Origin of the sequence: Rhizobium sp. R711 (genome assembly GCF_002211365.1) — a bacterium.
GTDB lineage: Bacteria > Pseudomonadota > Alphaproteobacteria > Rhizobiales > Rhizobiaceae > Rhizobium.
Genome location: NZ_LOKZ01000001.1, coordinates 1 through 22,550 on the forward strand (window position 1 = coordinate 1; position 22,550 = coordinate 22,550).

At 58.7% G+C, this 22,550-nt stretch carries 15 protein-coding genes and 1 pseudogene; 8 read left to right on the forward strand and 8 right to left on the reverse strand.

Translation table 11 applies throughout. The features are described 5' to 3' along the window. The first annotated feature begins 139 nt into the window (after window positions 1-139). Window positions 140-586 (forward strand): substrate-binding domain-containing protein, encoded by a 447-nt coding sequence (locus tag ATY80_RS00005; RefSeq protein ID WP_245306715.1) that lies wholly within the window; start codon window positions 140-142, stop codon window positions 584-586. A gap of 281 nt (window positions 587-867) precedes the next feature. Here the strand turns inward: ATY80_RS00005 and ATY80_RS29260 are convergent. Beyond that, window positions 868-1,114: pseudogene (locus ATY80_RS29260) on the reverse strand (hypothetical protein); the annotation flags it as partial. 200 nt (window positions 1,115-1,314) lie between these two features. On the opposite strand from ATY80_RS29260, the gene ATY80_RS00015 reads away from it, so the two are divergent. Next, complete coding sequence (locus ATY80_RS00015; RefSeq protein ID WP_088690483.1) at window positions 1,315-2,001, forward strand: hypothetical protein; 687 nt, start codon at window positions 1,315-1,317, stop codon at window positions 1,999-2,001. Window positions 2,002-2,360: 359 nt separating this feature from the next. Here ATY80_RS00015 and ATY80_RS00025 read toward each other — a convergent pair whose 3' ends face one another. The 4 genes from ATY80_RS00025 to ATY80_RS00040 form a co-directional block, all read right to left on the reverse strand. Continuing rightward, on the reverse strand, window positions 2,361-3,524 hold the full coding sequence (locus tag ATY80_RS00025; RefSeq protein WP_245306716.1) for a hypothetical protein: 1,164 nt from the start codon (window positions 3,522-3,524) through the stop codon (window positions 2,361-2,363). Window positions 3,525-3,853: 329 nt separating this feature from the next. Then, entirely contained in the window at window positions 3,854-4,195 is a 342-nt protein-coding gene (locus ATY80_RS00030) for a hypothetical protein (protein WP_189637053.1), read from the reverse strand. Window positions 4,196-4,273: 78 nt separating this feature from the next. After that, window positions 4,274-5,563, reverse strand: a complete 1,290-nt coding sequence (locus ATY80_RS00035; protein WP_088690484.1) for a type II toxin-antitoxin system HipA family toxin — start codon at window positions 5,561-5,563, stop codon at window positions 4,274-4,276. Beyond that, window positions 5,563-5,910, reverse strand: coding sequence for a helix-turn-helix transcriptional regulator (locus ATY80_RS00040; RefSeq protein ID WP_088690485.1), 348 nt, complete (start codon window positions 5,908-5,910; stop codon window positions 5,563-5,565). The genes ATY80_RS00035 and ATY80_RS00040 overlap by 1 nt, the downstream gene beginning before the upstream one ends. A 558-nt stretch (window positions 5,911-6,468) precedes the next feature. On the opposite strand from ATY80_RS00040, the gene ATY80_RS00045 reads away from it, so the two are divergent. After that, window positions 6,469-7,356: a sugar phosphate isomerase/epimerase gene (locus ATY80_RS00045; RefSeq protein ID WP_245306771.1), complete on the forward strand. Its 888-nt coding sequence runs from the start codon at window positions 6,469-6,471 to the stop codon at window positions 7,354-7,356. Window positions 7,357-7,686: 330 nt separating this feature from the next. Here ATY80_RS00045 and ATY80_RS00050 read toward each other — a convergent pair whose 3' ends face one another. Continuing rightward, window positions 7,687-8,148, reverse strand: a complete 462-nt coding sequence (locus ATY80_RS00050) for a DUF2231 domain-containing protein (RefSeq protein WP_088690486.1) — start codon at window positions 8,146-8,148, stop codon at window positions 7,687-7,689. 749 nt (window positions 8,149-8,897) lie between these two features. Between ATY80_RS00050 and ATY80_RS00055 the strand changes: the two genes are divergently transcribed. Then, complete coding sequence (locus tag ATY80_RS00055) at window positions 8,898-10,007, forward strand: helix-turn-helix domain-containing protein (RefSeq protein ID WP_245306717.1); 1,110 nt, start codon at window positions 8,898-8,900, stop codon at window positions 10,005-10,007. A gap of 1,163 nt (window positions 10,008-11,170) precedes the next feature. On the opposite strand, the gene ATY80_RS00060 is transcribed toward ATY80_RS00055, so the two are convergent. Then, window positions 11,171-12,928, reverse strand: coding sequence for an adenylate/guanylate cyclase domain-containing protein (locus tag ATY80_RS00060; RefSeq protein ID WP_088690487.1), 1,758 nt, complete (start codon window positions 12,926-12,928; stop codon window positions 11,171-11,173). 750 nt (window positions 12,929-13,678) lie between these two features. Between ATY80_RS00060 and ATY80_RS00065 the strand changes: the two genes are divergently transcribed. From ATY80_RS00065 to ATY80_RS00075, 3 genes are all read left to right on the forward strand, one after another. Beyond that, window positions 13,679-14,119 carry a hypothetical protein gene (locus ATY80_RS00065; protein WP_088690488.1) on the forward strand — a complete coding sequence of 147 codons (441 nt, stop codon included), beginning with the start codon at window positions 13,679-13,681 and terminating at the stop codon, window positions 14,117-14,119. Window positions 14,120-14,610: 491 nt separating this feature from the next. Next, the gene (locus ATY80_RS00070) at window positions 14,611-15,963 is read left to right on the forward strand and encodes a ferric reductase-like transmembrane domain-containing protein (protein ID WP_088690489.1); all 1,353 of its coding nucleotides are present in this window, start codon (window positions 14,611-14,613) and stop codon (window positions 15,961-15,963) included. Between the two features lie 266 nt (window positions 15,964-16,229). Continuing rightward, window positions 16,230-17,933 carry a Na/Pi symporter gene (locus tag ATY80_RS00075; protein WP_088690490.1) on the forward strand — a complete coding sequence of 568 codons (1,704 nt, stop codon included), beginning with the start codon at window positions 16,230-16,232 and terminating at the stop codon, window positions 17,931-17,933. A 236-nt stretch (window positions 17,934-18,169) separates the two neighbouring features. Here ATY80_RS00075 and putA read toward each other — a convergent pair whose 3' ends face one another. Beyond that, window positions 18,170-21,880: a trifunctional transcriptional regulator/proline dehydrogenase/L-glutamate gamma-semialdehyde dehydrogenase gene (gene putA, locus ATY80_RS00080; protein WP_280950650.1), complete on the reverse strand. Its 3,711-nt coding sequence runs from the start codon at window positions 21,878-21,880 to the stop codon at window positions 18,170-18,172. Window positions 21,881-22,001: 121 nt separating this feature from the next. Here putA and ATY80_RS00085 point away from each other — a divergent pair, with 121 nt between their 5' ends. Beyond that, on the forward strand, window positions 22,002-22,472 hold the full coding sequence (locus ATY80_RS00085) for an Lrp/AsnC ligand binding domain-containing protein (RefSeq protein WP_245306718.1): 471 nt from the start codon (window positions 22,002-22,004) through the stop codon (window positions 22,470-22,472). Window positions 22,473-22,550: the final 78 nt, after the last annotated feature.

Genomic DNA, 22,550 nt, shown 5'->3' on the forward strand with positions numbered 1-22,550 from the left:
ATACGCCACGCAAATGTCTTGGCTATCGAACGCCCGCAGAGGTCTTCCGCAAGAAACTGCTCGCCCAGATGCGGTATGCAGGTTAGCTTGACCAAGCCCGCAAGTCGCGGTTCAGCATGAACTCACATACCTGGAGGCCATGAAACAGGCTGGGCTGGAGAGCGGAATTATCCGATTGCCGCCCGTTGCCGAAAACCGCGAAGCTGCGATTAGACAGTTTCTCACGGCGGCCGATCGCCCGAAAGCGGTCTTCGTCTGGTCGGATCTCGACGCCGTGCCATTGATCAACGCTGCCAGAACCAGCGGGATCCGGGTTCCGGAGGATCTCGCCATCATCGGTTACGACAACTCGCCGATGGCCGCTATTCCGCTCGTGGGACTAACGAGCGTGGACCAAAATGCGCAGCAGCTTGGGTTAACGGCGTCCGAAGTCCTGATGGCGCGCATCGACGGGCCAGGAAGCACAGCATCTGTTGATCGAACCGCACGTCAAACTTCGAGGAAGCGTGTAAGCCATTGTACGCTTCGAAAATGTCGCTTGCCGCGAGCTTTCCATGCCAATGTTCACATCGGTGGTTTTATGTGAGGATGAACCTCTCCTAAAGCTCGCGTCATCCACCTCGCAACCTAAGGCGATTGCGGCCGCGGCAGGGACGGATATCTCCAAGAGGGTCAAGATTGAGGCTCTTGAGCGTTTTAATCCCGAGGTCTTATGTGTGAAGTCGATCGGCTTAGCCGTCTACCGCAAATCATCACGATCATTGGTCAGCTGGAGGTCCGCTGTGCCGACGGTTCGCCACAGTCGCGTAGTGGCGCGGAATCACCATCGACGAAGCCCAGGCAACAACGTTGCCCCGTGGTGCGAGCTTACGAGTTGATGTTAGGGCGGTCGACACACTCGGCCCGCTCGCCGCGCTGCGGTGCCAGCGATCTCGCGATATCGACAATGTCATTGCGGCAAGCGGTCGGGTCTTCCCTTGTTCCAGGCAATGCCAAGCGCGATCCTGAAGTCGATCCCCCTCACCTTCTTCAGTTCAAAGGCGCGATTGGGAAGATCGAGCGTTCATTCCGGCGCAAAGCCGATGTCAAGACTCGTAGAGACAAGCGATACCAGCGGCGCTCGACCCATGGGGAGCGCCCGAACCATCCCGCGGCGGATCGCTCGGAGCCGGGAGGCGACCATCGCGACCGCAAGTGTCGCTTCCCGAAACCTGAGTTTCCGTCCGAATGCTTCGCCACGAGCCTTGGCCAAGCCCCGGAACCTTCGTCTCATCCGATCGTTCGCAAAGCAATACGAACGTGGAGGAGAATTCAATGAACAGCTCTGATAACGACCGCGCTCCGGTATTCTCGGGAAATCGCGCAAAAAGCACGCTTACCGCTTTCTATGACAGCCGAAGCAAAGCTGAAGCGGCGATCGACAAGCTGAGGGCCGCAGGCGTCGCCGACGTCCGCCTGATGCCGGGGTACGAGGCAGATACCGATGGAGCACCTGCCCCTGAACACGCAACCTTCTGGGCCGGCCTCGAAGATTGGCTCTTCCCGGACGATGACCGGAATGTCTACGCGGAAGGTCTTCGCCGCGGCGGCTTGCTTGTCTCCGCTTCCGTTGACGATGCCACCTACGATACCGCGCACGGCATCCTGGATGAGGAAGGAGCAATCGACATGGACGAGCGTGCTGACCTCTGGAGGGCGGAAGGCTGGGGTTCCCCTGACCAGACGACTATCGCGTCTCGCGACGAGGTCTTCCAGGCGAATGTGGCCGCAGGGGCCGCAACCGGAGTTGGTCGCTATACGCGAAATCTCGGATCTCCGTCCCCGCGCGTACGCTCTTACGACCTGACCAGGGATCTGCCTGACGACGTTGTCGACGACATTGTGCCGACCGGTCATCAGCGCGACGTGTCGGAAGGCGACCGTCGTGCGGAAGGCGGACTGTCTCAGAGCCAGTCAATTGATGATCTGAGACAGAAGCAGAGCTTTCCAGGGGGAAGATGACTTCGAGGCGGTGTGTCAGCCCGACGCTTCCGTCACGACCCGACAGGTGAGGAGGAGAAGGGCGACGAAAAGAATTGCGCAGCGCGGGCTCGCGGTGGCGCGCCGAAAGCAAGCCCCAATCAATCGATGGCTGACCACTGCCTTTCGCAGCAACGGGCGATGCTGTCGGTGTTTTCCTGATTGGCGCCGCGATTTCGGAGCACCTTCGATGGGCGACAAGGAAGGTCAAGTAACCGTCGCCAAGGGTAAGGTGCAGGCCATTCAGAACGCTATGCTAAGCAAGAACTGCGCGGGGTTCGTAGCGCGGCTTAGTTTGATGGCGGCGTTGTGTCGCGGTGAGTATCCTTCGCAAGCCCGCCTTACGGCCTCAAGCATTTGCAAATGACAGTCGAACCGCGCACCGAACAGGACGGGTCTTTCACAGGTGTCCACTGCGATAATTCTCCAGTGAAGGTGGCTTTCAGGAAGTCCCGAATTTCATCCTGAACAGGACTGACGTCGCGTGGGATGCTGAAGCAACTCCTCCCAATTTGACCAGATGTGAATCCCAGATGGTCAAACGTGGTCCAGCCTACGGCCTTTTGGAGAAGGGTGTCTCCCTTAAACGCTGGCGAAAGGACGGCGGTTTCAATCTTCCGCAACCTCGCAGGATCCTCGTTGCAAAACCAGATTGGATTGTCTTCCTGCCAGCTCTCCACGGTGCAATTGGCCCCGGCGTATACGCTCGTAATGGTATTTCCCCATGCATCGGCCTCATTGACATCAATGATTTTAAGAAGATCCGGCCAAGTGGCCTCCAAGCCCGTATCGAAAACTCGAACCATCTTGAGCGTCCCGTTGCGAAACTCTCCCTTCAGGTCAATCCCATCGGCGACCAACTCGTCAACGATGGAACGAAAATCTGGGTATGGAAGCCCGTTAACGGAAAGGAGACTTATGTTCTCTTTCACCCCACGGATATGTTCGAAGTTCTTACTCCTTAGCGCTCTTATGATCCGAACTGTAGATTCAGCACCGCGTTTTTTTACTCCGCCGACGGTGACAGCGTAAGCACTCGAGGAGCGACCAGCGAAATAGTCCCATCCCTCTTGATCAGCGCCGTTGTCCATCAGCAGGTCGATCAAACGATCATCAGCCTGCGCCAGCAGCGCTTCCTTCACAAAGCTCCGCTTGAACCGCCCATCGGCATATCCATTTCCGTCGACATTCCCGCGACGTAAGATAGTGCGAGCGCTAACAAAATCGTTCTGCCCTATCGCAGCCATCAAGGCGCGACCATCATCGGTAACAGGATCTGCGATTGCAGCCTTTGGCAATCCGCAACCAAGAACGAACGTCACCAGCGTCATCGCGATGAAATGCGGCCGCCGTCGCGTGATACGTCGAGGAGTGACAATCATGTGCTCACCTTTGAACCCGACTGAGGCGTACTTTCCGCCCTCGCTGCAAGCCAACTCGGCCTCGCACTTGGGAATGGCGCGGGTCTTCTTTCGGACCTTCCAGTGGCGGTCGCCCAGTGGCATATCTAACCAGCGCCACTATGGAAAGCACGATCCAAAGGGCGCTGTTGGGCTTGGCTATGATCCCTCACCCGGCTAGATGCGGCTAGTGCGGATGGAGCCGAACGGCGACTGTTTTCCTCATCGCGATGGCAAGCGGATCATTGAATATCTCCAAGGCGCGCTTTGCTTGGTCCGGAAACAACCAGCTGTCGTCGATCCGCCAGAATTGGCAGAATAGCTCGTCGAAGTCACGCCGCCTTATCCAACGTATGGTTTCGCGCTCCGCTCAAGCCCTGCCGGACCCATCAGTGACTCTTCTTCGCCAGGTCGCGTTCTGCCATTCGACGGCGCTAACGGCCGTTGATCTCATCGAGAGATCGGTCTACTGCCGATGCAGCCCAGTCCGACACCTCGAAGCAATCGTAGTTGCCGTCGAACCCGGCGTCGTAGGACGGATCGGCAACGGCTCGCCGCGGCCACTCCTCCACCTCGTCCAGAATGCTCTTGATGAGACCTGCAACCGGAATAGTGCTGTCGCCGAGCAGATGGCGACAGAAGCCAGAGCCGTTCGGCAGAGCTTCCGAGATCTGAAGATATGGAAGCCGTTCACCCCTCGAGGTCACCATGATGTTCGGCGCGAGGGCGTCGAACTCTTCGGGTGCGATGTCGAGATCCAATGCTGTCCTTTGCACCAAAATCTCGGTTGCTGAAATCGCCGCAGCGCGTACGCTTGTTCTCGATGGTTCAAGCCGATCCGACACGGCCGACGACTACGGTTGACGGTGCACTTCGTCCACCAGGGTCAGCGTCCCAAGGCGATCGAGTAGCTGCTTTGCGTTCTTTTCTCCGAGCAGTTCAGGTGCCAATGTCGGCCAATACTCCAGCGCACGTCTGACTGTCGACACGACCTCGCGGGTGATTAGCTTCCCGTCCAGCCGAAGAAAACTTGCGACCCGCTCGAAACGATGAAGGTTCACGCTTTCGAAGCTGTGAGTTTTGACGAACCTCAACGCCATAGTGTCGGACGGCATGTAAAGAACGGTCGGGACGAGATCGTAGGCAGGTGACAATCGGATTTCGCCGGGTGCCGGGAAACGGAAAGACCAGTTCTTGAGATGGCTGTCGCCATTGCCTAAAAGCACGTCTGCAACTACCCTGCGGACGGCTTCCAATATGTCATCACGATGGTCGGTGCTGAAGCGGCGCACCATGTTAATGATGGTCTCGGTCGTCGCCATCGTATATTTTCGATCGCCTATCGCTCCCAGAACTTGGGCTGCGTCTTCGATGTGAATGCGACGATCATCGTCGGCACGGTCGAAGCGATCGACGACGAGAACGCGCTCACCATGAGCCAACAGTTCCGCAGGGATGCCACTGATCGCGGTGCTGTTGACAAGCCGGCAGTTTGCTGTTCGCACGCCGATTATTCTTGCCATCTGCATGGCCGCGTGTTCAGCTTCCGGCAGCCCTGGGTATCGCTCGCTTGCCACCTTGATGATGCAACGGCCAGTGTTACCGCGACCAGGAACCGTCAATCTGTCGCCCTCGACGTTGGCGGTGAACTTGAGCTGGACGCCTGCGAGCGAGAATTTAACCGCGCCGTCGGGCAGCGGGACATCTACGCCATGTACCTTTTCGATGGTGAGTGGCCCGGCTGACGCTGGGATCGCGGTTTCCGGTACGACGAGGACTGCGCCGGGGAGATCGGCCCCGAGGCGGGTCAGGACGTCGAACTCGTCGTGATCGCCCGGCCCCATTTCGCTCAACACGAGGTCCCTGAGGGCGCCCTCCGGAAGCAGCCCTGAAAACCATGGGGGCAATGTGCCGTGAAGCCCAATTTTGTCGCCACGTCGCGCCAGACGATTGCGTGTGCCCTCGTCATCGTCAGGATCGAACCAACCCAGGCTTAAAATTGGCCGGGTTGGATCCCGCAGGAACGTTTCCGCAACGACAAACGCGACGGCGCCATCACTGTCGCGCGTTAGGGTCCCTACCCTAACCTTCCCGAGTGTCTGATCCAGAAGATGGACGCCGAGAATCGCCGATGATTTCGCCATTACTGTTCCCCATTGTCGTCTTCATCGAGATCGACGAAAAGTTCGTCAAATGCGCTGGCCGCCGTACCTTTATTCTGGTGTTCTCTAGCATCGCCAATCAACTGCCTCACTTCCCCCATCCGGGACTTCGGCAGCAGGACCGGCACAAGGTCGAGGGCATCGCAGATTTCGGCAAACAGCGTCAGTCGATCCCTACCCCGTCGATCGGTTGCAAGGTCCCTTTCGAGTTCCGATATTCGCGCCCGGTCCCGGCCGAGCCTGGTCGCAAGTGCAGGCTGGCTGAGACCGCGTCGCTTACGGGCGGCCAACAGTTGCTCGCCGAGAGTGTTGAAGATCGTGGTACTCATGCGGAATATCGCTCATCTATAGGTGGGTGTACGGAATTTCGTCCTGCCTTAAGATAGACTAGAATGCGTAATTCCGCAACAGTGACCCATAACGAGCGGAATAGCGCACCTTTTCGCCGCTGACGACGAGCCCGCTCTCGGTGAAGCGTGATGATATTGATCTCGCCTCTTGTCCCCTCACCGACCCTGCCCTCAAACTCTTTGGATCTTCCGATGGGAAGCCCCACTTTTCGGGCTCGGCCAAATGCCCTTTCGACCATCGCGCGACGAACTTCGATCGACATGACTAACGCCATCCATACGGGGCAATGCCGCCGCGCCGAGGTCTTTTAGGCTGAATGCGGCTGTCATCCGCCCCTCAATACTCAAGTTTGATCAACCAGGCGACCAGCCAGCCGCCAAAATAGCGCGACCTCTACTCCGATCGATTTCACGATGTACTCTACGCCGCGTGCGGTGGTGGCCCTATCTGCAAGCGAGCATCGGTGCCTGGTTCTGCGGTCCGCAATCTCCGTGGCAAAAAGGCACCGTCGAAAACACGAACAGACGAGCACGCAAATGGCTATCGAGAGAGGTCGATCCGCTCGGTGGTTACTTGCCAGTAGCCGCATAATTTATCCATTTGACTTCTCGCATACGCCATCGGCTTTCGATAAAAGATATAAACCACGAGGCCGATATGATGCACCCAAAGCTATCCTTGCAGCTGTACTCGATGAGGGAGCTCGGTACGCTCGATCTGCAACTCCGCGCTGCCGCATCCGCAGGTTTCAATTCGTGGAGCCGCTCGAGAGCCACCTGCAAGATGCCGCCGAGCTAGCAAGCGGCTTGCGCCGTTACGGGCTCAAAGCGCCAACTGCCCACGTCGGTCTCGATTCCCTTCAGGTGAAGTCCAAAGGACTTATCGATGCATGCAAAGAGTGCGGCGTCGAAACCGTCTTCTCACCCCACCCCTGGCCCACGTTCAACGGACGGGGCGAGATCGCCTGGAGGAAATTGGGCGTCGATCTTGCCGCGGTTGCCGAGCGACTGGGAGATCAGTGCATCGCATTTGGATACCACAACACATCCGCGGGCTTCGTCGCAATGGCTGGTGCACGCTGTGGGATCGACGTTCTCTTCGAAGCTGCACGGGAAAGTCGGCTGCGGTGGCAAGCGGATATCGGTTGGATCCATAGCGCGGGGGCCAGCCCGTCAGAATGGCTGCGACGTTATCAACGCCTTCTTGATTCCGCTCACATCAAGGACAGAGCTCCAGAAGGAGCAAATGCCGATCAAGGCGGATGGGCAGACGTCGGCGCAGGAGTTTTGATTTGGCCGAGCCTCTGGCGAGAAGCGATCCGTTGCGGGGCGAAAACACTCGTCGTGGAGCACGATAATCCGAAGAATCCCTCGGAATTTGCAAGGCGCAGCTTCGATTATCTCAGTCGCTTCCTGGCTTCGTGACCCCCGTCACCTGCTCTCGTCGCACGCGGCCTCGCGCCGCCGCAATCACGGCGTCTTAGGTTTTTGGGCGATTACCCGTTGGGGAGACGAGACACATAGAACCAGCTGAAGATCGCCTTAGATGCTGGTTGAACATATGTCTTGGGAGGCAAAATTCGGGGAGAGATCATCCGTGCTCGGAGGCGTCACGTCCTGTTTGATTGTCATTGTCACGGGGCGACCTACTCTGAACGACGGCTGCTGCAATTGGCTACGTCTCCAATACTAAACGACCCTCGCTACAAATTACTCCGCGACGAATTACTCGAATGGCACGGTTTGCGGACGGCATCACCTTGGAGTATTGCCAGGCTCTTCTTTGATGCCGACCCGATGCTGATAGACCAATTTCCAGCCCTTCCAGCCATTAAACACAAGAACTGCAGCGGCAATGAAAGACAAAACCAATCCAGTCGGCACGATGAAATCAGGTCCGTCAATCGTTCGACGCCACAGATTGAACGCCTCGATTAGGACGAGGATAATGTTGCCAGTCATATGAAGCCACGCATCTCGCAGGCTGCGAATACGGTCGTCGCCAAGAAAGTCTGTCAATCCGGCGAGCGCGGCCAGCGCTGCCATGACAAGGCCAACCCCCAGCATCCAGTTCGACGCGGCGGACCAGAACGGGTTTGTGGTTATGCTGTAGGCGATGTCGCTGACCAGCGTCGAAACGAAAAACGCGACCGGGAACGGGATCAACATCGGGTGGATTGGATGACCAGCAATGCTCAACGTGCTCTTCGGGTTCATCATTTTTTCCTCCAACCTTCATCAACTCGGTGAGCGGCAATATTGCGAGTTGTCGTCGCTCTCATTGAAGTGACCCCACCGCAGCGCAGGAACCCCGTGCCTTTGCGATCGAAGAGGCTCGTGTGGATTTGGAGATATGGCCCGACATGTGAGCGCTCTTAATGCTCAAGGTCATGACGTGGCCATGCTTCGCGATTTTCTTCGTCTCGCGCGGCCCTGATTGAGAGCCGGTGAGCCATCTAACAACCGGACGGCCATTCGGTTCCAGGCTTTTGCCGTGAGCACAAGAAGACGGGCGCGGCGATGGACACGAATGCGCCCGCATGCCGTGAATTCCGGTCATAATAGACGCGACTGGAGGCAAATCGGCAAACTCGGGCGCACCGGAGCGTTCTCGTAGAAGCCTGACAAGTGATTTCGATAGTGTCTGCGGCCGGTCAAATTTGCCGCCGTCGCGGTTATCCGAAGGTGCACAGATATCCGCGATTATGGAGCCAACGACATCTCGCAATTGAGGACTCGCTGTGGTCTGCAGCTTATATTCTTCATATGTTTCGACCGCTAAGGGCGGCGTTGACAAGCCTGAAAAAAGAACTGTTCACTTCATTTGAGGGAAAGATTACCTTGACTGATCGGAATGGAAGCATCCGATAAACTGAATTCCGTCTTGAACTTCGTTGACGACCAGCTGCGGCGGGCTCGCTTCCGCGATGTTGCTTGGCGGATCAGCGAACGTATGAGTCCCCGAGATGACCTTGCAGCAAACGATTTTCGGAAAGCGGATTCTTCTGGTCGAGGACGACTATTATGCGGCCACTGAACTGGCATCCCGCCTGTTGGCGGTTGGTGTCGACGTGGTTGGCCCTTGTCCCAATGTCGAGGACGCCTTTGCGAAGATCGGCGCGACGTCCGGTCTCGACGGCGCGGTGCTTGACATCAATCTTGGTGGTGAAATGGTCTTTCCCGTCGCCGACGAACTCGAGCGGCTCGGCCTGCCATTCGTCTTTGCCACTGCCTACGATCCCGACGTCGTTCCGGCGCGGCACGCCGATAAGATCGTTCTTCGAAAGCCGCTGGAGAACGATGCGCTAGCGGCAGCGTTGTCACACAGCTCCCACTCACGCAACGTGTCAATCGAGGACACTTCGGCGAACACGATATTGAAGGCCTTGCCTCGTAATCAGCTCGCCGGTTTGCTTCCTTTCCTGAGACAGCTTCATCTGCCCCGAGGCGCAGTCATTGAGGTCGCGAACCAGACCGTCAGCCAGGTGTACTTTCCAATTGACTGCGTCGTTTCGCTCATCGCGGTTGGGGCCGGTGGAACGAGGATTGAGACGGGGCTTATCGGCAACGAGGGGATGACGGGAGCCGGCGTCGCCATCGGGGACGAACGGACGCCGCATGAGCTCGTGAACCAGATTGACGGCCACACGCTCGCCATCGCTGTCGGAGACTTCCGTGACGCTCTGGCCCTTGCACCGGATCTCTATCTTCTTGCATGTCGGTTCGCCAGATCGCTCGGCGTCCAGGTCAGTCACACCGCTCTCGTCAACGGCGCCTTCGACGTCCGCCGGCGCCTTGCCCGATGGCTCCTGATGGTGGACGACCGTGCTTGCAGGAAATCCTTCGATCTCACGCACGACTACCTTGCCGTGATGCTTGGCGTCCGGCGTCCCTCAGTGACCGAAGCGCTTCACGTGCTGGAGGGCGAGCGGTTCGTCGTATCGATGCGCGGCCGTTTGGAGATTCGCGATCGTCCGCGCCTGGTCGAATACGCCGGCGAGGCCTATGGCATTCCGGAAGCCGAGCACAGGCGGCTGATGGCCCTTCCCCTGTCCCAGTCAGCCGACACTGCCTAAGCGCCCGCTCGCGGCGAGCCGAAGAGCGGCAGTCGAGCGTTGCGACACTGGAAATCAGGCCTCTACTACACTCGGGTAATTGATCGTCGGTATAGTTTGGCTGCCTAAATTATCTAATCGTGATTTCCCTAGCTCATGGGCAATTGATGGTGTCTCCTGCATAATAGCGCAAGTATCTAGCCGCTGCGCCTAAGCACACGCAACTGATTGCCGGGGAGAAGCTCGACCACTTTCTCATGGGCCAGCTTGATCAGCACATCCATGATCTCTGCTTCGGTAAACCCCTGGGCTAGCAAAGGCTTCCCTAAGTCGCAAAGCAGGAAGACTTCTTTTCGTCGCTTTAAAAGCAACGTTAACAGTGCAATCTGAGTTTCCGTACTCCGATTCACGTGACACCTGATGCTCACCCGGGCACGAGCATGTCGAAAAAAGCACCCCCGCAGTCGCGGTTACAGGGGTTGAGTCGAAAGTTGGCTTTGGGGGTTTCGATCTCCAAAGCGGTCCCCGAACGATCCATATTCGCTTTTGTTCCGCTTGGTTTCGAAAAAAGGGCCCCGCATGGGCACAAGCGGGGCAATCAACGACATTGAAAGATCACGCGATATTGTAATCATCGCGCGCTTGTCTGGAGATCCGGAAGGCTCCGACGGGTTGATTTGCGAGAACTCTCGCTCGGAGCCCTCCAGCGTCCTACCGGTTGGACAATTGAAAAACTGGAGCGGATCGTAAGCTTGGGAAGTGCGACCAAAGTCCCAGTTCGACAAACAACTAACGCGTTCGCGTGACGCAATTCGGTATTCGCGCTAGGGCCGTTTGTGCGGTTTCAAGTTATTCTAAAGCTGGGCCGGGTAGATAACTGCGGCATTATGGAGCACTTGCCACAAGGTTCTGATGGGACTGATGTCATCTCAGAGAGCGTCATGCGTCGTGGAATTCATTGATGGAAGACGACCACGCCTTCCAGCCTGTGGACGTCCTTACCCGCGATGAGCAAATAGCGGGAGCGTTCCGGCGATTGCTGACGCGACCTTGGTGTTGGCAACTTTGCTGCAACGGCCGCGAGATGAGTTTCAACATAGCACAATTTCCGCAAGTCGTCGCGACATGCTGCCAGGAAAACTCCTCACCGGTAAGCGATCGGTTCTTGAGGTCAATCCAACCCGTCAATTCAGGCCGGCACGGGTAAGTCCCTCGATCAGGCGCGCCCGATCCTCAGCGCGGACGAAGGAAGATGTTGCTCCGACCGCGTCCAGTGAGATGTCAGGGACGAGCGACCTGAGCCGTCCAAGCAAGTCTGTGGCAGCCTCGTGGTTGTTCAAAAGTCCGGCACAGGCCGTGCCGATGATCAGCGGAACCGCGTGGCCGGACCGCAAGCGATGCGCCTCCCGTGCATAACTCAATCCAAGCTTGTAATTCGCGCCTTGGAAATAAGCCATGGCGTAATAGAACTGAAAGTCGCCGAGAAAAGCCTCGCGAGGGCTCAGTCTGAGGGCGTAATCGATGCAAGGAATTGCGTCCGCCGCACGGCCCCCGTTGGCATGCGCAAGTCCCAACTGGCCGTGTGCAAACGCGGAGTTAGGGTTAATCGCGACGGCCTGGCTGATCGCTGCCATCGCCAGGACATTGTCACGCGTCGCAAAGGCTATCATCGCCTGTGCAAGGTAAGCCCACGGTTCCTTATCGTCCGCGGCAATGGCTTGTTGGACGATATCCCTGGCAAAGGCCAGGGCGTATCCCATGTCCTCCCAGCCCTGGAACGCGCGCCACATCGTAATCCAACCTTTCATCGCGAGCGCCTGGGCGTAATCGGGAGCCAGTGCGATTGCTCGATCGAGTAGGGGGAGCATCTTCCGGCTGCTCTCCTCAGACAACTGGGAACATAGGAACACCGCACGCACGACACATTCCCAGACATCAAGGCTATGGTGCGGCTTGGGGCTTTCGCGGGCATGCTCTGCGGCCAGGAGTTCCGGCCCGATGCGGCCGACGACACTTGCGGTGATTTCGTCCTGAATGACGAAGATGTCGCCGAGGTCGCCGTCGTACCTCTCAGCCCAGAGATGGACATCGGAGGCCGCATCGATGAGCTGCGCGGTCACTCTCACCCGGTTGCCGGACTTGCGGACACTCCCCTCGAGAACATAGCGGATCCCGAGTTCGCGTCCGATGGCGCGCACATCCACGGGCTTTCCCTTGTAGGTGAACATCGTGTTGCGGGCGATCACGAAGAAGCCCTTGAGCTTGGATAGGGCGGTGGTGATATCCTCGGTGAGCCCATCGCTGAAGAAATCCTGCTCCGGGTCGGCGCTCATGGCGTTGAACGGCAGCACAGCAATGGATGGTCGGTCAGGAAGTGCGGGCCTGGGCGATGCGGTTCGTGCGGTCGTCCTTTCCAGGAAGGGGCGGTATAGTCGCACCGGTCGCTCCATGTTCTTGAGCGCTCGTTCGCCGAGGTACTCGTAGTCGCAGTTAAGCTTACCCTGGAGGTGATCGTATGCCGTGCCGGAAATGCAAATGCCGCCTGGATCCGCCAAGGTCTGGAGGCGGGCCGCGATGTTGACGCCATCGCCGTAGAGATCCCCATCAACCTCGTGGATCACATCACCGAGATTGATGCCGATTCGGAAGATGATGCGTCGCTCCGTGGGGATATCAGCCTGGTCCTCGGCAACGCCGTTTTGGATGGCAACCGCGCACGCGACGGCATCGACGACCGAGCCGAACTCAACGAGCGCACCGTCGCCCATCAGCTTGACAATACGGCCCTGATGCTCGGCCAACAGCGGATCGATCACCTCCCGGCGCAGAACCTTGAGGGCCGACACCGTCCCAGCCTCGTCATGTTCGACGAGGTGGGAATAGCCAACGACGTCAGCGGCCAGGATAGCGGCCAGCCGCCGCTCTGCCCTTGCAGTCGCCATCGCACTGTCTCCCCTCAGGAGATCCACCGGATGAAGCCCCGGCGATTGACGCGACATGCACCATCCGGCTGCCCAACACCGAAACCGTGCGGCTTCATGATACTACAAAGACGGTCATAAGGCGACGTTTACGAGAGTGCCGCCTTCAACAGGAACAGGATCCGCGAAGTGGTCACTTCAAAGGCCGCTCGCTTGCGAACGTCTCGGTGATCTCCCCTGCCATCGTCGCGCGTTCGGAACGGCGTAGGATGTCGAGACGATGTGCAATTATTGCCCTTGGGACGCTCGGTCACGCTCCCGCTTGCCGTTTCTCGAGATGAGAGGAGGCGCGTCTTCGAAGGCGGCGCAGCCTGTTGGAAACTGGGGGGTCGCAAACCATGATCACCGGTTCGAATGCGGATTTCTGAGCTTCGAGAGCTCGCGCCGATGCGCTTCCACCTTGCCGTGGATCTCGACCAGCTTGGCTTTCAATTCGTCTACGACTTCCACCATACGTGACACTCCCGGACCCTCAGGAGATAGCATCAGCGCTCATTAGAATCCTGTGGCACCTGCTCCAAAATGCCGAATAACTGCAACGATTTTCCGCACTTTGGGCTTGCCAAGCCGTCTCGTTGCTTGGCCGTCGTCTTGCGGCGGGATTCAGTGTGTGTTTGGAACTAATGACGTGCGAGACTGTTCAACTATCACTTTGACACGACGCTGACTGCCCCTGCGAAGGGCAAGCGGCGGTCATGAGGAGTCCCTCACATGAAAATATCGTCCAGATTTCGTTCGGTTGCGGTTGCCGTCATTGCCATCGCAGGAGTGAGCTTTGCCAACGCCGCGAATGCAGACAGCGGCACGATCCGCTTCGCCATCTACAAGGCGGCTTTCTTCGTCGGAGGTGCCGGAGGCGACGGCACGCTGACCTTCCATGGCCGCCGATATCCCGTCTCGGTCGGCGGCATTTCGGGCGGTCTCGCCTTCGGTGCTTCCAAGACCTATTTCCACGGTACCGTGCGCCATATACGCCGCGCCCAAGATGTCACGGGGGTATATGGCGCAGCAGGCGGTGGGGGCGCGCTCGGCGAAGGAGCCCAGGTGATCGTCATGACCAATGACAAGGGCGCCCAGCTCGAACTCTCGGGCAGGCAGGTAGGCCTGCAAATCAACGCCGATCTCAGCGGCATGAGCATTACCGTGAGGTAAGGGCATCGTTCGGCTTCCTAGAGGTTCGGTCTTCGGGCCAAGCTTGAATTGGCGGGTTTAGCCATTGTTGGCGTGTCAGTTTGAACCCGATCATGCCCCCATGAACTGCTAAGGGGCAGGTGTAACACGCCGCCGTCCTGCGCGAGCGCGTAGAGTGCATCTGCGCATCCAGACATATTGTTGTCCTCGCGCTTGACGTTGCCCACCTAAGATTGTCTAATTCGACACCATAACTTCTGGAGGTAGGATGGCGTCGCGGTTTTTCTATGTCGTAGTGGTCGTCGGCGTGGCCGGCGCACTCCTGTGGTGGGCCGTCAACTGGTGACAAGGGCAATCATCGACGCAGGTGGATGATATCCAGCTCGGATAGGTCAGCTCGCGTCCTTTCCGCCCGACTTGTTCCGTCGCAGCCGCCACGAGCTCGGGATCCATGTGAACCGTCGGCGCCAGAAGTCTCCTGGGCTAGCACGGATCATCTTGGAGGGACGCCTATGCAGAATCTAAAGCATGCATTCTGGGGCATGCTCGCGCTCTTGACCCTATTGTGGTTGACTGCCGAACCAGCGGTCTTTCAGCCAGCGACCTTCTTTGGTCTTCGTGCATTGTTGATCCAGTTTACAGGCATCATCTCGATCGGTTGCATGAGCCTCGCGATGGCTCTGGCGTTGCGACCGCGTTGGCCGGAACCATGGTTTGGTGGTCTCGACAAGATGTATCGGCTGCACCAGTGGCTGGGCATCATGGCCCTTGTCGTCGCCATCTTGCATTGGCTCTGGGCCCAGGGACCGAAATGGGCGACAGCCTGGGGGTGGCTCGAGCGTCCAGCTGCCGGCAGGAGACTTCCTATCGAGAGCCCTGTCCAGGCGTTCCTTGGAAGCGTGCGCGGTTTTGCAGAGACTGTGGGTGAATGGGCCTTTTATGCCACCGTGCTCCTTATCGTGTTGGCCCTTGTCCATTATTTCCCCTATCGACTCTTCTATAAGACGCACCGCCTTCTGGCCGTCGCCTATCTGGCTCTGGCCTTCCACGCCCTGGTCCTCACCAAGTTCAGTTATTGGGCGTCACCCGTTGGTTGGCTGACAGCTGTGCTCCTCGGCTATGGCACCTGGGCAGCGATTATCGTCATTCTCCGTCGTGTAGGCGCGAACCGGCAAGTGCATGGCAGGATCGTTTCACTTCACTATTATCCAGGAGTGCGCACGCTAGAATCCGAGATCGAGGTACCGCAAGGCTGGCCGGGGCACAAGCCAGGTCAGTTTGCCTTCGCCACATCGGACGTCACCGAGGGCGCTCATCCCTACACTATCGCCTCGGCGTGGCATCGTGAAAATCCCAAAATCTCCTTCATCACCAAGGAACTGGGCGACCATACCGGCCGCCTGCGCGAAAAGCTTGGAGTCGGGCAAGCGGTAAAGATCGAAGGGCCCTATGGTTGCTTTACCTTTGATGACGAGTGTAAACATCAAATCTGGATCGGCGGCGGAATCGGCATCACGCCCTTTGTCGCGCGTATGAAGCACATGGCGCTGCAAAAGGCAGCACCAGACTGGCCCGACGGGCAAACTGCGGATCTGTTCCACAGCACCGCTGATGTCGATGAAGAGGCACTTGCAAAGCTCGCTGCCGATGCCAAAACCGCTGAAGTCCGACTGCATTTGTGGATCGATGCGCGCGACGGCCGCCTGACGGGCGAGCGCATTCGAGCCGCTGTTTGCGAATGGCGCGAGGCAAGCATTTGGTTTTGTGGCCCGATGGGTTTTGGCGAAGCGTTAAAACGCGACTTTGCTGCGCAAGGCTTTCCTGTCACTCCGCACTTCCACCAGGAGCTCTTCCAGATGCGATAGAGGTCATTGACGTTACCGAACGTTCAAACGAAGCTTCATTCCGGCATGCCGGTTTTTAGGCGCATCTTTTGCTGCCAATTGGCGGATCAAAGCTTGCCCATCCCAGCCGAATTATGTCCGGCTGGGTTTTGAATGGCCGGGAGCTGGCGCGAGATTAACCGGTGTCGTGTCGTGAAACGACCAACCTGCGACGGGCGAACCTGGACGATCCAGATACTATGACCCAATCGCGAATAGAGGCGCAGCGCAGACGGGGTTGAACGCGCATGTCTACAGCAGTTGCTATTCTTGGGGGTATCGGGCTTTTCCTGCTTGGCATGACGGTCATGACCGACGGTTTGAAGGCCCTGGCGGGATCTGCACTGCGCACTGTTCTCGGCAAGGCCGCAGCGACACCGCTCTCGGGGGTGTTCTGGGGCGCAATCGTGACACTGCTCGTACAGTCGTCGAGCGCCGTGACGATGACGACAATTGGCCTCGTCAGCGCTGGACTCCTAACGTTTCCGCAGGGGCTTGGCCTCGTTTTCGGCGCAAATGTGGGCACCACGGGAACGGCCTGGCTCGTGGCGCTGATTGGTGTGCGCGTCTCCTTGTCAACCTACGCGCTGCCGATCATCTTTCTTGGCGCGCTGGCCAAGTTGCTTGGGGGGCGGCGAATCGCGGCGGCGGGCGGCGCGCTCGCTGGATTTGCGTTGGTACTCTACGGGCTGACCACCTTGCAACAAGGGATGGGAGGCCTTGCCGAAACTCTGCACCCGTCGGACCTGCCCGCCGTTCTCGGCACGCCGGGTGTCGGCAGGATCGATGGCTCGATTGGCCTCATGAGCTTGGTTGTCGTCGGCGTGGCGATGACCGCAGTCATGCAGTCCTCGTCAGCTTCGATTGCCGTCACCATTTCGGCTTTTTACGCTGGTGCGTTGGGCCTCGAACAGGGTGCAGCCCTGATCATCGGTCAGAATATCGGAACAGCGACGAGCTCGGCACTCGCAGCCATAGGCGCCAGCACAACGGCCAAGCGCCTGGCTGTCGCCTACGTGTTGTTCAAGCTGATTGCAGCACTTATCGCAATCGTCGCGTTTCCGGTCACGGCCCGGCTGATGCAGGCCGTCACCCCCTCACTCGATGGCATGACGCTCCTTGCCGCCTACCACACGGCCTATAACGTGGTGGGTGTCGCCGTGCTGCTCCCTGCGACCCGGTGGTTTACCCGTATCGTGGAGCAGCTCCTGCCCTCAAGGCAGACGGCGCTTCAGCGCGCTCTCGATCCAAGCGCGCTTGCCAGTCCGGTGATTGCGATCGAAACCGCGCGACGTGTGATAGCGCGCGTCCTTTGCAAGACAACGGCTTCCGTTTGCGCGATGCTTTCTGGAGGAACTCTTTCGTCGGTACAGCACAGTGAAGCAGCTGGTGCCCTCTTGGAGGTGCGGGCTTTCCTGTCCGAGTTAAGAGAAGGACCCGAGACAGATGCCGAGCGCCTGCGCTTGACGGCTACGCTGCACGCACTCGACCATAGCTTGCGTCTCGTCGAAATCTTGACCGAGGGCAATTCGGCAGGACACACGGCGCAAACCACCGCTAATCTGCGGGCTGCAGAGCTGTGCGCTCGGGCCATGCGTGCGGCACAGGCAATAGGTAGCTCCATCGCCTCGGAATCTGCTCTCAGCAAAAAAGCCGTCTCCATCGGCTGGATCGTTTCGACCGAGATCGCCGCGGCGCTCGATGACGCAGGCGCAGCATCAAGCGAGCTTGAGGCCCTGCAGCGCAACCACCGCGCAGCGACCCTCGCCTCCGTTGGGCAAGGGGAAACGACCGCAGTGGAGGCCCTTACGCGCATCGACACTGCCAGACGGCTTGATCAACTCGCCCATCACGCCTGGCGTTCGGCTGCCCATCTCCTCGGCCGAGGTGCGATTGCCGATCAGTCAGGCCATGACATGAATTTTGCGGATGAAACTCAGTCCGCATCCTGATTTCGTTTGCGGCTCGCGTCTTATCCAATAGACGGGGTCGAGGACATGGTGCCGCCCTTGATGAAGGCAATATCCGATACAGCTTTCAGACCGGTCAATCGCCGGGATGTGAGCAAGCCAAAAAGGGTTGCGCGGCCCAGGCAGCAAAGTTCTGCGCTGGTTGCGCTCACCGGTAATGAGCGTTGTGGAGGTTGGACAGGTGGGCAGCATCGACATGGCGCTGCCGCACCAATCGCCTATCCAATTGCCATCAGGCTCGCGTTGCCGCCGGCTGCGGCGGTATTGATTGAGGTGGACACCTCTTCCAAAAGCCAGTTGAGGCAGTAAGCGTCCGCATCACGTTCAAGCTGCTCGCTCGAGGCTGACTGAGTCAAAAGCAGAGGACCGGGCATCGCGGCGAGCCTTGCGAGCATGGCCGAGACCCGGCCCGCGTCGCCTTCGATTAGAGCGCCGGCCATTGTGCTGGAATGGGCCGATGCCGTCTGCCAGGAAATCCGTTGAGCGACGCTGGTGGGAACACCGCTCAGGGTCGAGCGGAGGCTGTCGTCAGCGTCGATGACGGCACTGTTGCCGGTGGCTAGAACCGCCGAGATCTGGCGAATGAGGCCGGTCCGTGAGGCCGCAGCGCAGAGGATTGCGCCGCGCGGGTGAAGCGCATAAAGATTGCGTTCGCCCACGGGACCGGAAAGTTCGGCTTCGAGCCCCAGGGCCGATTGGCTACCAAGATGACGCGCCGTTTCTGCGTCATCAAAAAGGCCTTTCTGGTCTAGCCATTTGGCAAAATCGGAAAGAGCGGGGTCGCTATAGACAGAGCTGTGTTGCGGGGGGATCGGCGGCGTCGTGACCAACCGCCCGAGATACAGCGGACCGCCTGCTTTGGGACCGGTGCCCGATAAGCCGCGGCCACCGAAAGGCTGGACGCCGACAACGGCACCGATGACATTGCGGTTTACATAGAGATTGCCGGCCTTTACCTGTGACGTGACGGTCGCGATCGTTTCGTCGAGGCGCGTGTGGAGGCCGAACGTCAGGCCGTAGCCGGTACCATTGATCTCGTCGATCAGGCGAGCGAGATCCTGGCGCCGCCACCGAATGACGTGCAGAACCGGGCCAAAGACCTCGCGCTTCAGCTGTGAGATCTTGTCGATCTCGATGATCGTTGGCGCAACGAAGGTTCCGTTCTTGGTCGCATCCGGCAAGTCGACGCGCTCGACAGCGCAGCCGGCACTGCCCATGGCAGCGACATGCGCCTCAATAATATCCCTGGCTTCGGCGGTGATCACTGGACCGATGTCGGAGGCGAGGCGGTTGGTGTTGGCGATAGAAAGCTCGCGCAGCGCCCCCTTCAGCATGGTCAGCGTACGATCGGCGACGTCCTCCTGCAGGCAAAGGATGCGGAGCGCCGAGCAGCGCTGCCCGGCGCTGTCAAAGGCCGAGGCGATCACGTCGCCAACGACCTGTTCAGCGAGCGCCGAGGAGTCGACGATCATGGCGTTTTGACCGCCGGTCTCGGCGATCAGCGGGATCGGCTTGCCGTTCCTTGAGAGACGTTTGGCAAGTTCCGTCTGAATGATGCGGGCAACCTCGGTCGAGCCGGTAAACATAACAGCTGCGGCCTGTGGTGCTGCGACCAGGGCTGCCCCTACCCTTCCGTCCCCGGGAACCAGTTGGAGGACATCGGCCGCAATACCCGCTTCGTGCAAGATCCGAACGGCCTCGGCTGCAATCAGCGGTGTTTCTTCTGCGGGTTTGGCAAGGACCGGATTGCCGGCGACCAGAGCGGCAGCGACCTGCCCGGTGAAGATAGCAAGTGGAAAGTTCCAGGGGCTGATGCACACGACCGGTCCGAGCGGCGTGTGCGACGGGCCAAGGGTGCGGCGGGCTTGCTCCGCATAGTAGCGCAGGAAGTCGATCGCCTCGCGCACTTCGGCGACCGCGTTTAGCAGAGATTTTCCAGCTTCACGAATGATGAGACCCAAAAGGGTCTCCATCTTTGCCTGCATGATGTCGGCAGCTCGATCAAGCAGTGCCGCTCGTTCAACGGGCGATATGGATGCAAAGCTCGGGGCAGCTCTCAATGCAATTTCGGCTGCATGAGCGGCCTCCTGCGCAGTCGCTTCGCGCACGGTGCCGACGCGGTCCCGGCTGTCGGCTGGATTTAGAACGTCGCGGGCCGCTGGCGCCGCGTCGCACTGGCGCGTTGGCGCTGCCGTCCAGGTAAGACTGGCGCTCGCCTTTAGTGCTTCGGTCAGCGCCTGCAGAGCGGTTTCGCTGGAGATATCGAGGCCGGCGGAGTTGCGGCGCTGGCCGTATAGATCGCAGGGAAGCGCGATCTTGTCGTGCTTTTGGCCAGGCGTGGACATTTTGGCGACGATCTCGACTGGATCGGCAATAAGCTCATCGATCGAGACATTGGGATCGGCGATGCGATTTACGAAGGAGGAGTTGGCACCATTTTCGAGCAGACGCCGCACGAGGTAGGCAAGCAGAGTTTCATGGGTTCCGACGGGGGCGTAGATGCGGCACGGACGGTTGAGGTTCTGCCGACCGACAACCTCGTCATATAGTGGCTCGCCCATCCCGTGCAGGCACTGGAACTCGTATTTGCCGACATAATAGTCCGAGCCTGCCATGTGATAGATGGTGGCAAGTGTCTGGGCATTGTGGGTGGCAAATTGCGGGAAAACCGCCTCGGTTGCGGCAAGCAGCTTCTTGGCGCAGGCGATGTAGGAAACATCGGTATAAATCTTGCGAGTAAAGACCGGAAAATCTTCCAGGCCATCTTGCTGGGCGCGCTTGATTTCGGCATCCCAATAAGCACCCTTGACAAGGCGAACCATGATGCGGCGGCTGGCGCGGCGAGCAAGGTCGATGATGAAGTCGAGGACGAAGGGGCAACGCTTGCCGTAGGCCTGGACGACAAAGCCCATGCCGTTCCAGCCGGAAAGGTCCTCATCGAGGCATAGCGTTTCGAGAATGTCCAGGGACAGCTCCAGTCGATCGGCCTCCTCGGCATCGATGTTGAGGCCGATGTCATAGGATTTGGCGATCACTGCCAGCGCCTTGACCTTCGGCAACAATTCGCCCATGACGCGGCCGCTTTGGGCTCTTGAATAGCGCGGATGCAGGGCGGAAAGCTTGATCGAAATGCCGGGGCCTTCATAGATGCCGCGGCGGTCGGAGGCTTTGCCAATGGCGTGGATCGCTCTTTCGTAGTCCTTGTAATAGCGCTCGGCGTCGGCGCCTGTGGTCGCCGCCTCGCCAAGCATGTCGTAGGAGTAGCGAAAGCCTCGCTGTTCCAGCGGTTTTGCGCGCTGGAGCGCTTCATCGATCGTCTCACCGGTGACGAACTGCTCTCCCATCATCCGCATTGCCATGTCGACGCCTCGCCGGATGACAGGCTCGCCGCAGCGCGCAATAAGCCGGGTGAGCGCTGCAGAGAGGTTGCGATCGTTGACTGTCGCGGTAAGCTTACCGGTTACCACCAATCCCCAGGTTGCGGCGTTGACGAAGAGCGAACGACCGCCCCCGAGATGTGATTTCCAATCGCCTTCGGCGATCTTGTCTCGGATCAGTGCATCGCGCGTTGGGGTATCGGGGATGCGCAGCAAGGCTTCCGCCAGACACATAAGCGCGACGCCTTCCTGGCTCGACAGCGAATATTCGTGGACGAGACCTTCGACGCCGGTGCCCTTGTGCTTGGCGCGCAGCGCCTCAATGAGCGCGCGGGCTGTCGTGGCGGCGCCCTGCCTGACGTTCTGCGCAAGCGTGGCGGCCTCAACGAGCCGCGGGACGCAAACGGTCTCCAGTGTACGGTAAGCGGCCGTAATCGCACGGCGCAGATCGCTTTGCGGTCGCACTGCCGGGGCAAAATCCTCGAATGGATTGGCGCCGCTTGGCTGCATGTCACCGGGTTTGTTCGCCACCTTATCGTTGGTGATCGTCATCTCTTTGCTCCAGGTCGGATTGGTGGAAGATCCATAGCAGTTCCCCGATAGTTGATTTCACTTGATATGGGGTGAGATGAACTATATTTACCTGTTTTAGATGCAAACTAGAGGGAATACCGTGAACATCGCCCCAAATGGCAGGGAAATCGACCAGTTCGACCATAGGATCATCGAGACCCTTGTCGCCGACGGCCGTATATCGATTACCGACCTTGCCAAGAAAGTGGGGCTGTCCAACACGCCCTGCCAGGTCAGATTAAAGCGATTGATCGAAGATGGCTACATTCTTGGATTTCGCGCCATCGTCGACGTCAAGAAACTCGGCAAGAATCACGTCGCATTCACCGAGGTAAAACTCTCCGACACGCGCGAGCACGCTTTGACGGCGTTCAATGTCGCCGCCCGCAAGCTTCAGGAGGTCGAAGAGTGCCATATGATCGCCGGCGCCTTCGATTATCTTTTGAAGATCCGCACCTCCGATATTACCAACTACCGTCTTGTCCTCGGTGAGAAGATATCGAGCCTTCCTTTCGTTGCCAGCACATCGACCTTCGTGGCGATGGAAGCCGTGAAGGAAAGCGGCGCTTAAAGCTCCGCCCGTTCTGCGAGCACCCTCTTTCTGTTCGTTATCACCTTCGTACCGACACCAATATTACCTGTTTACAAC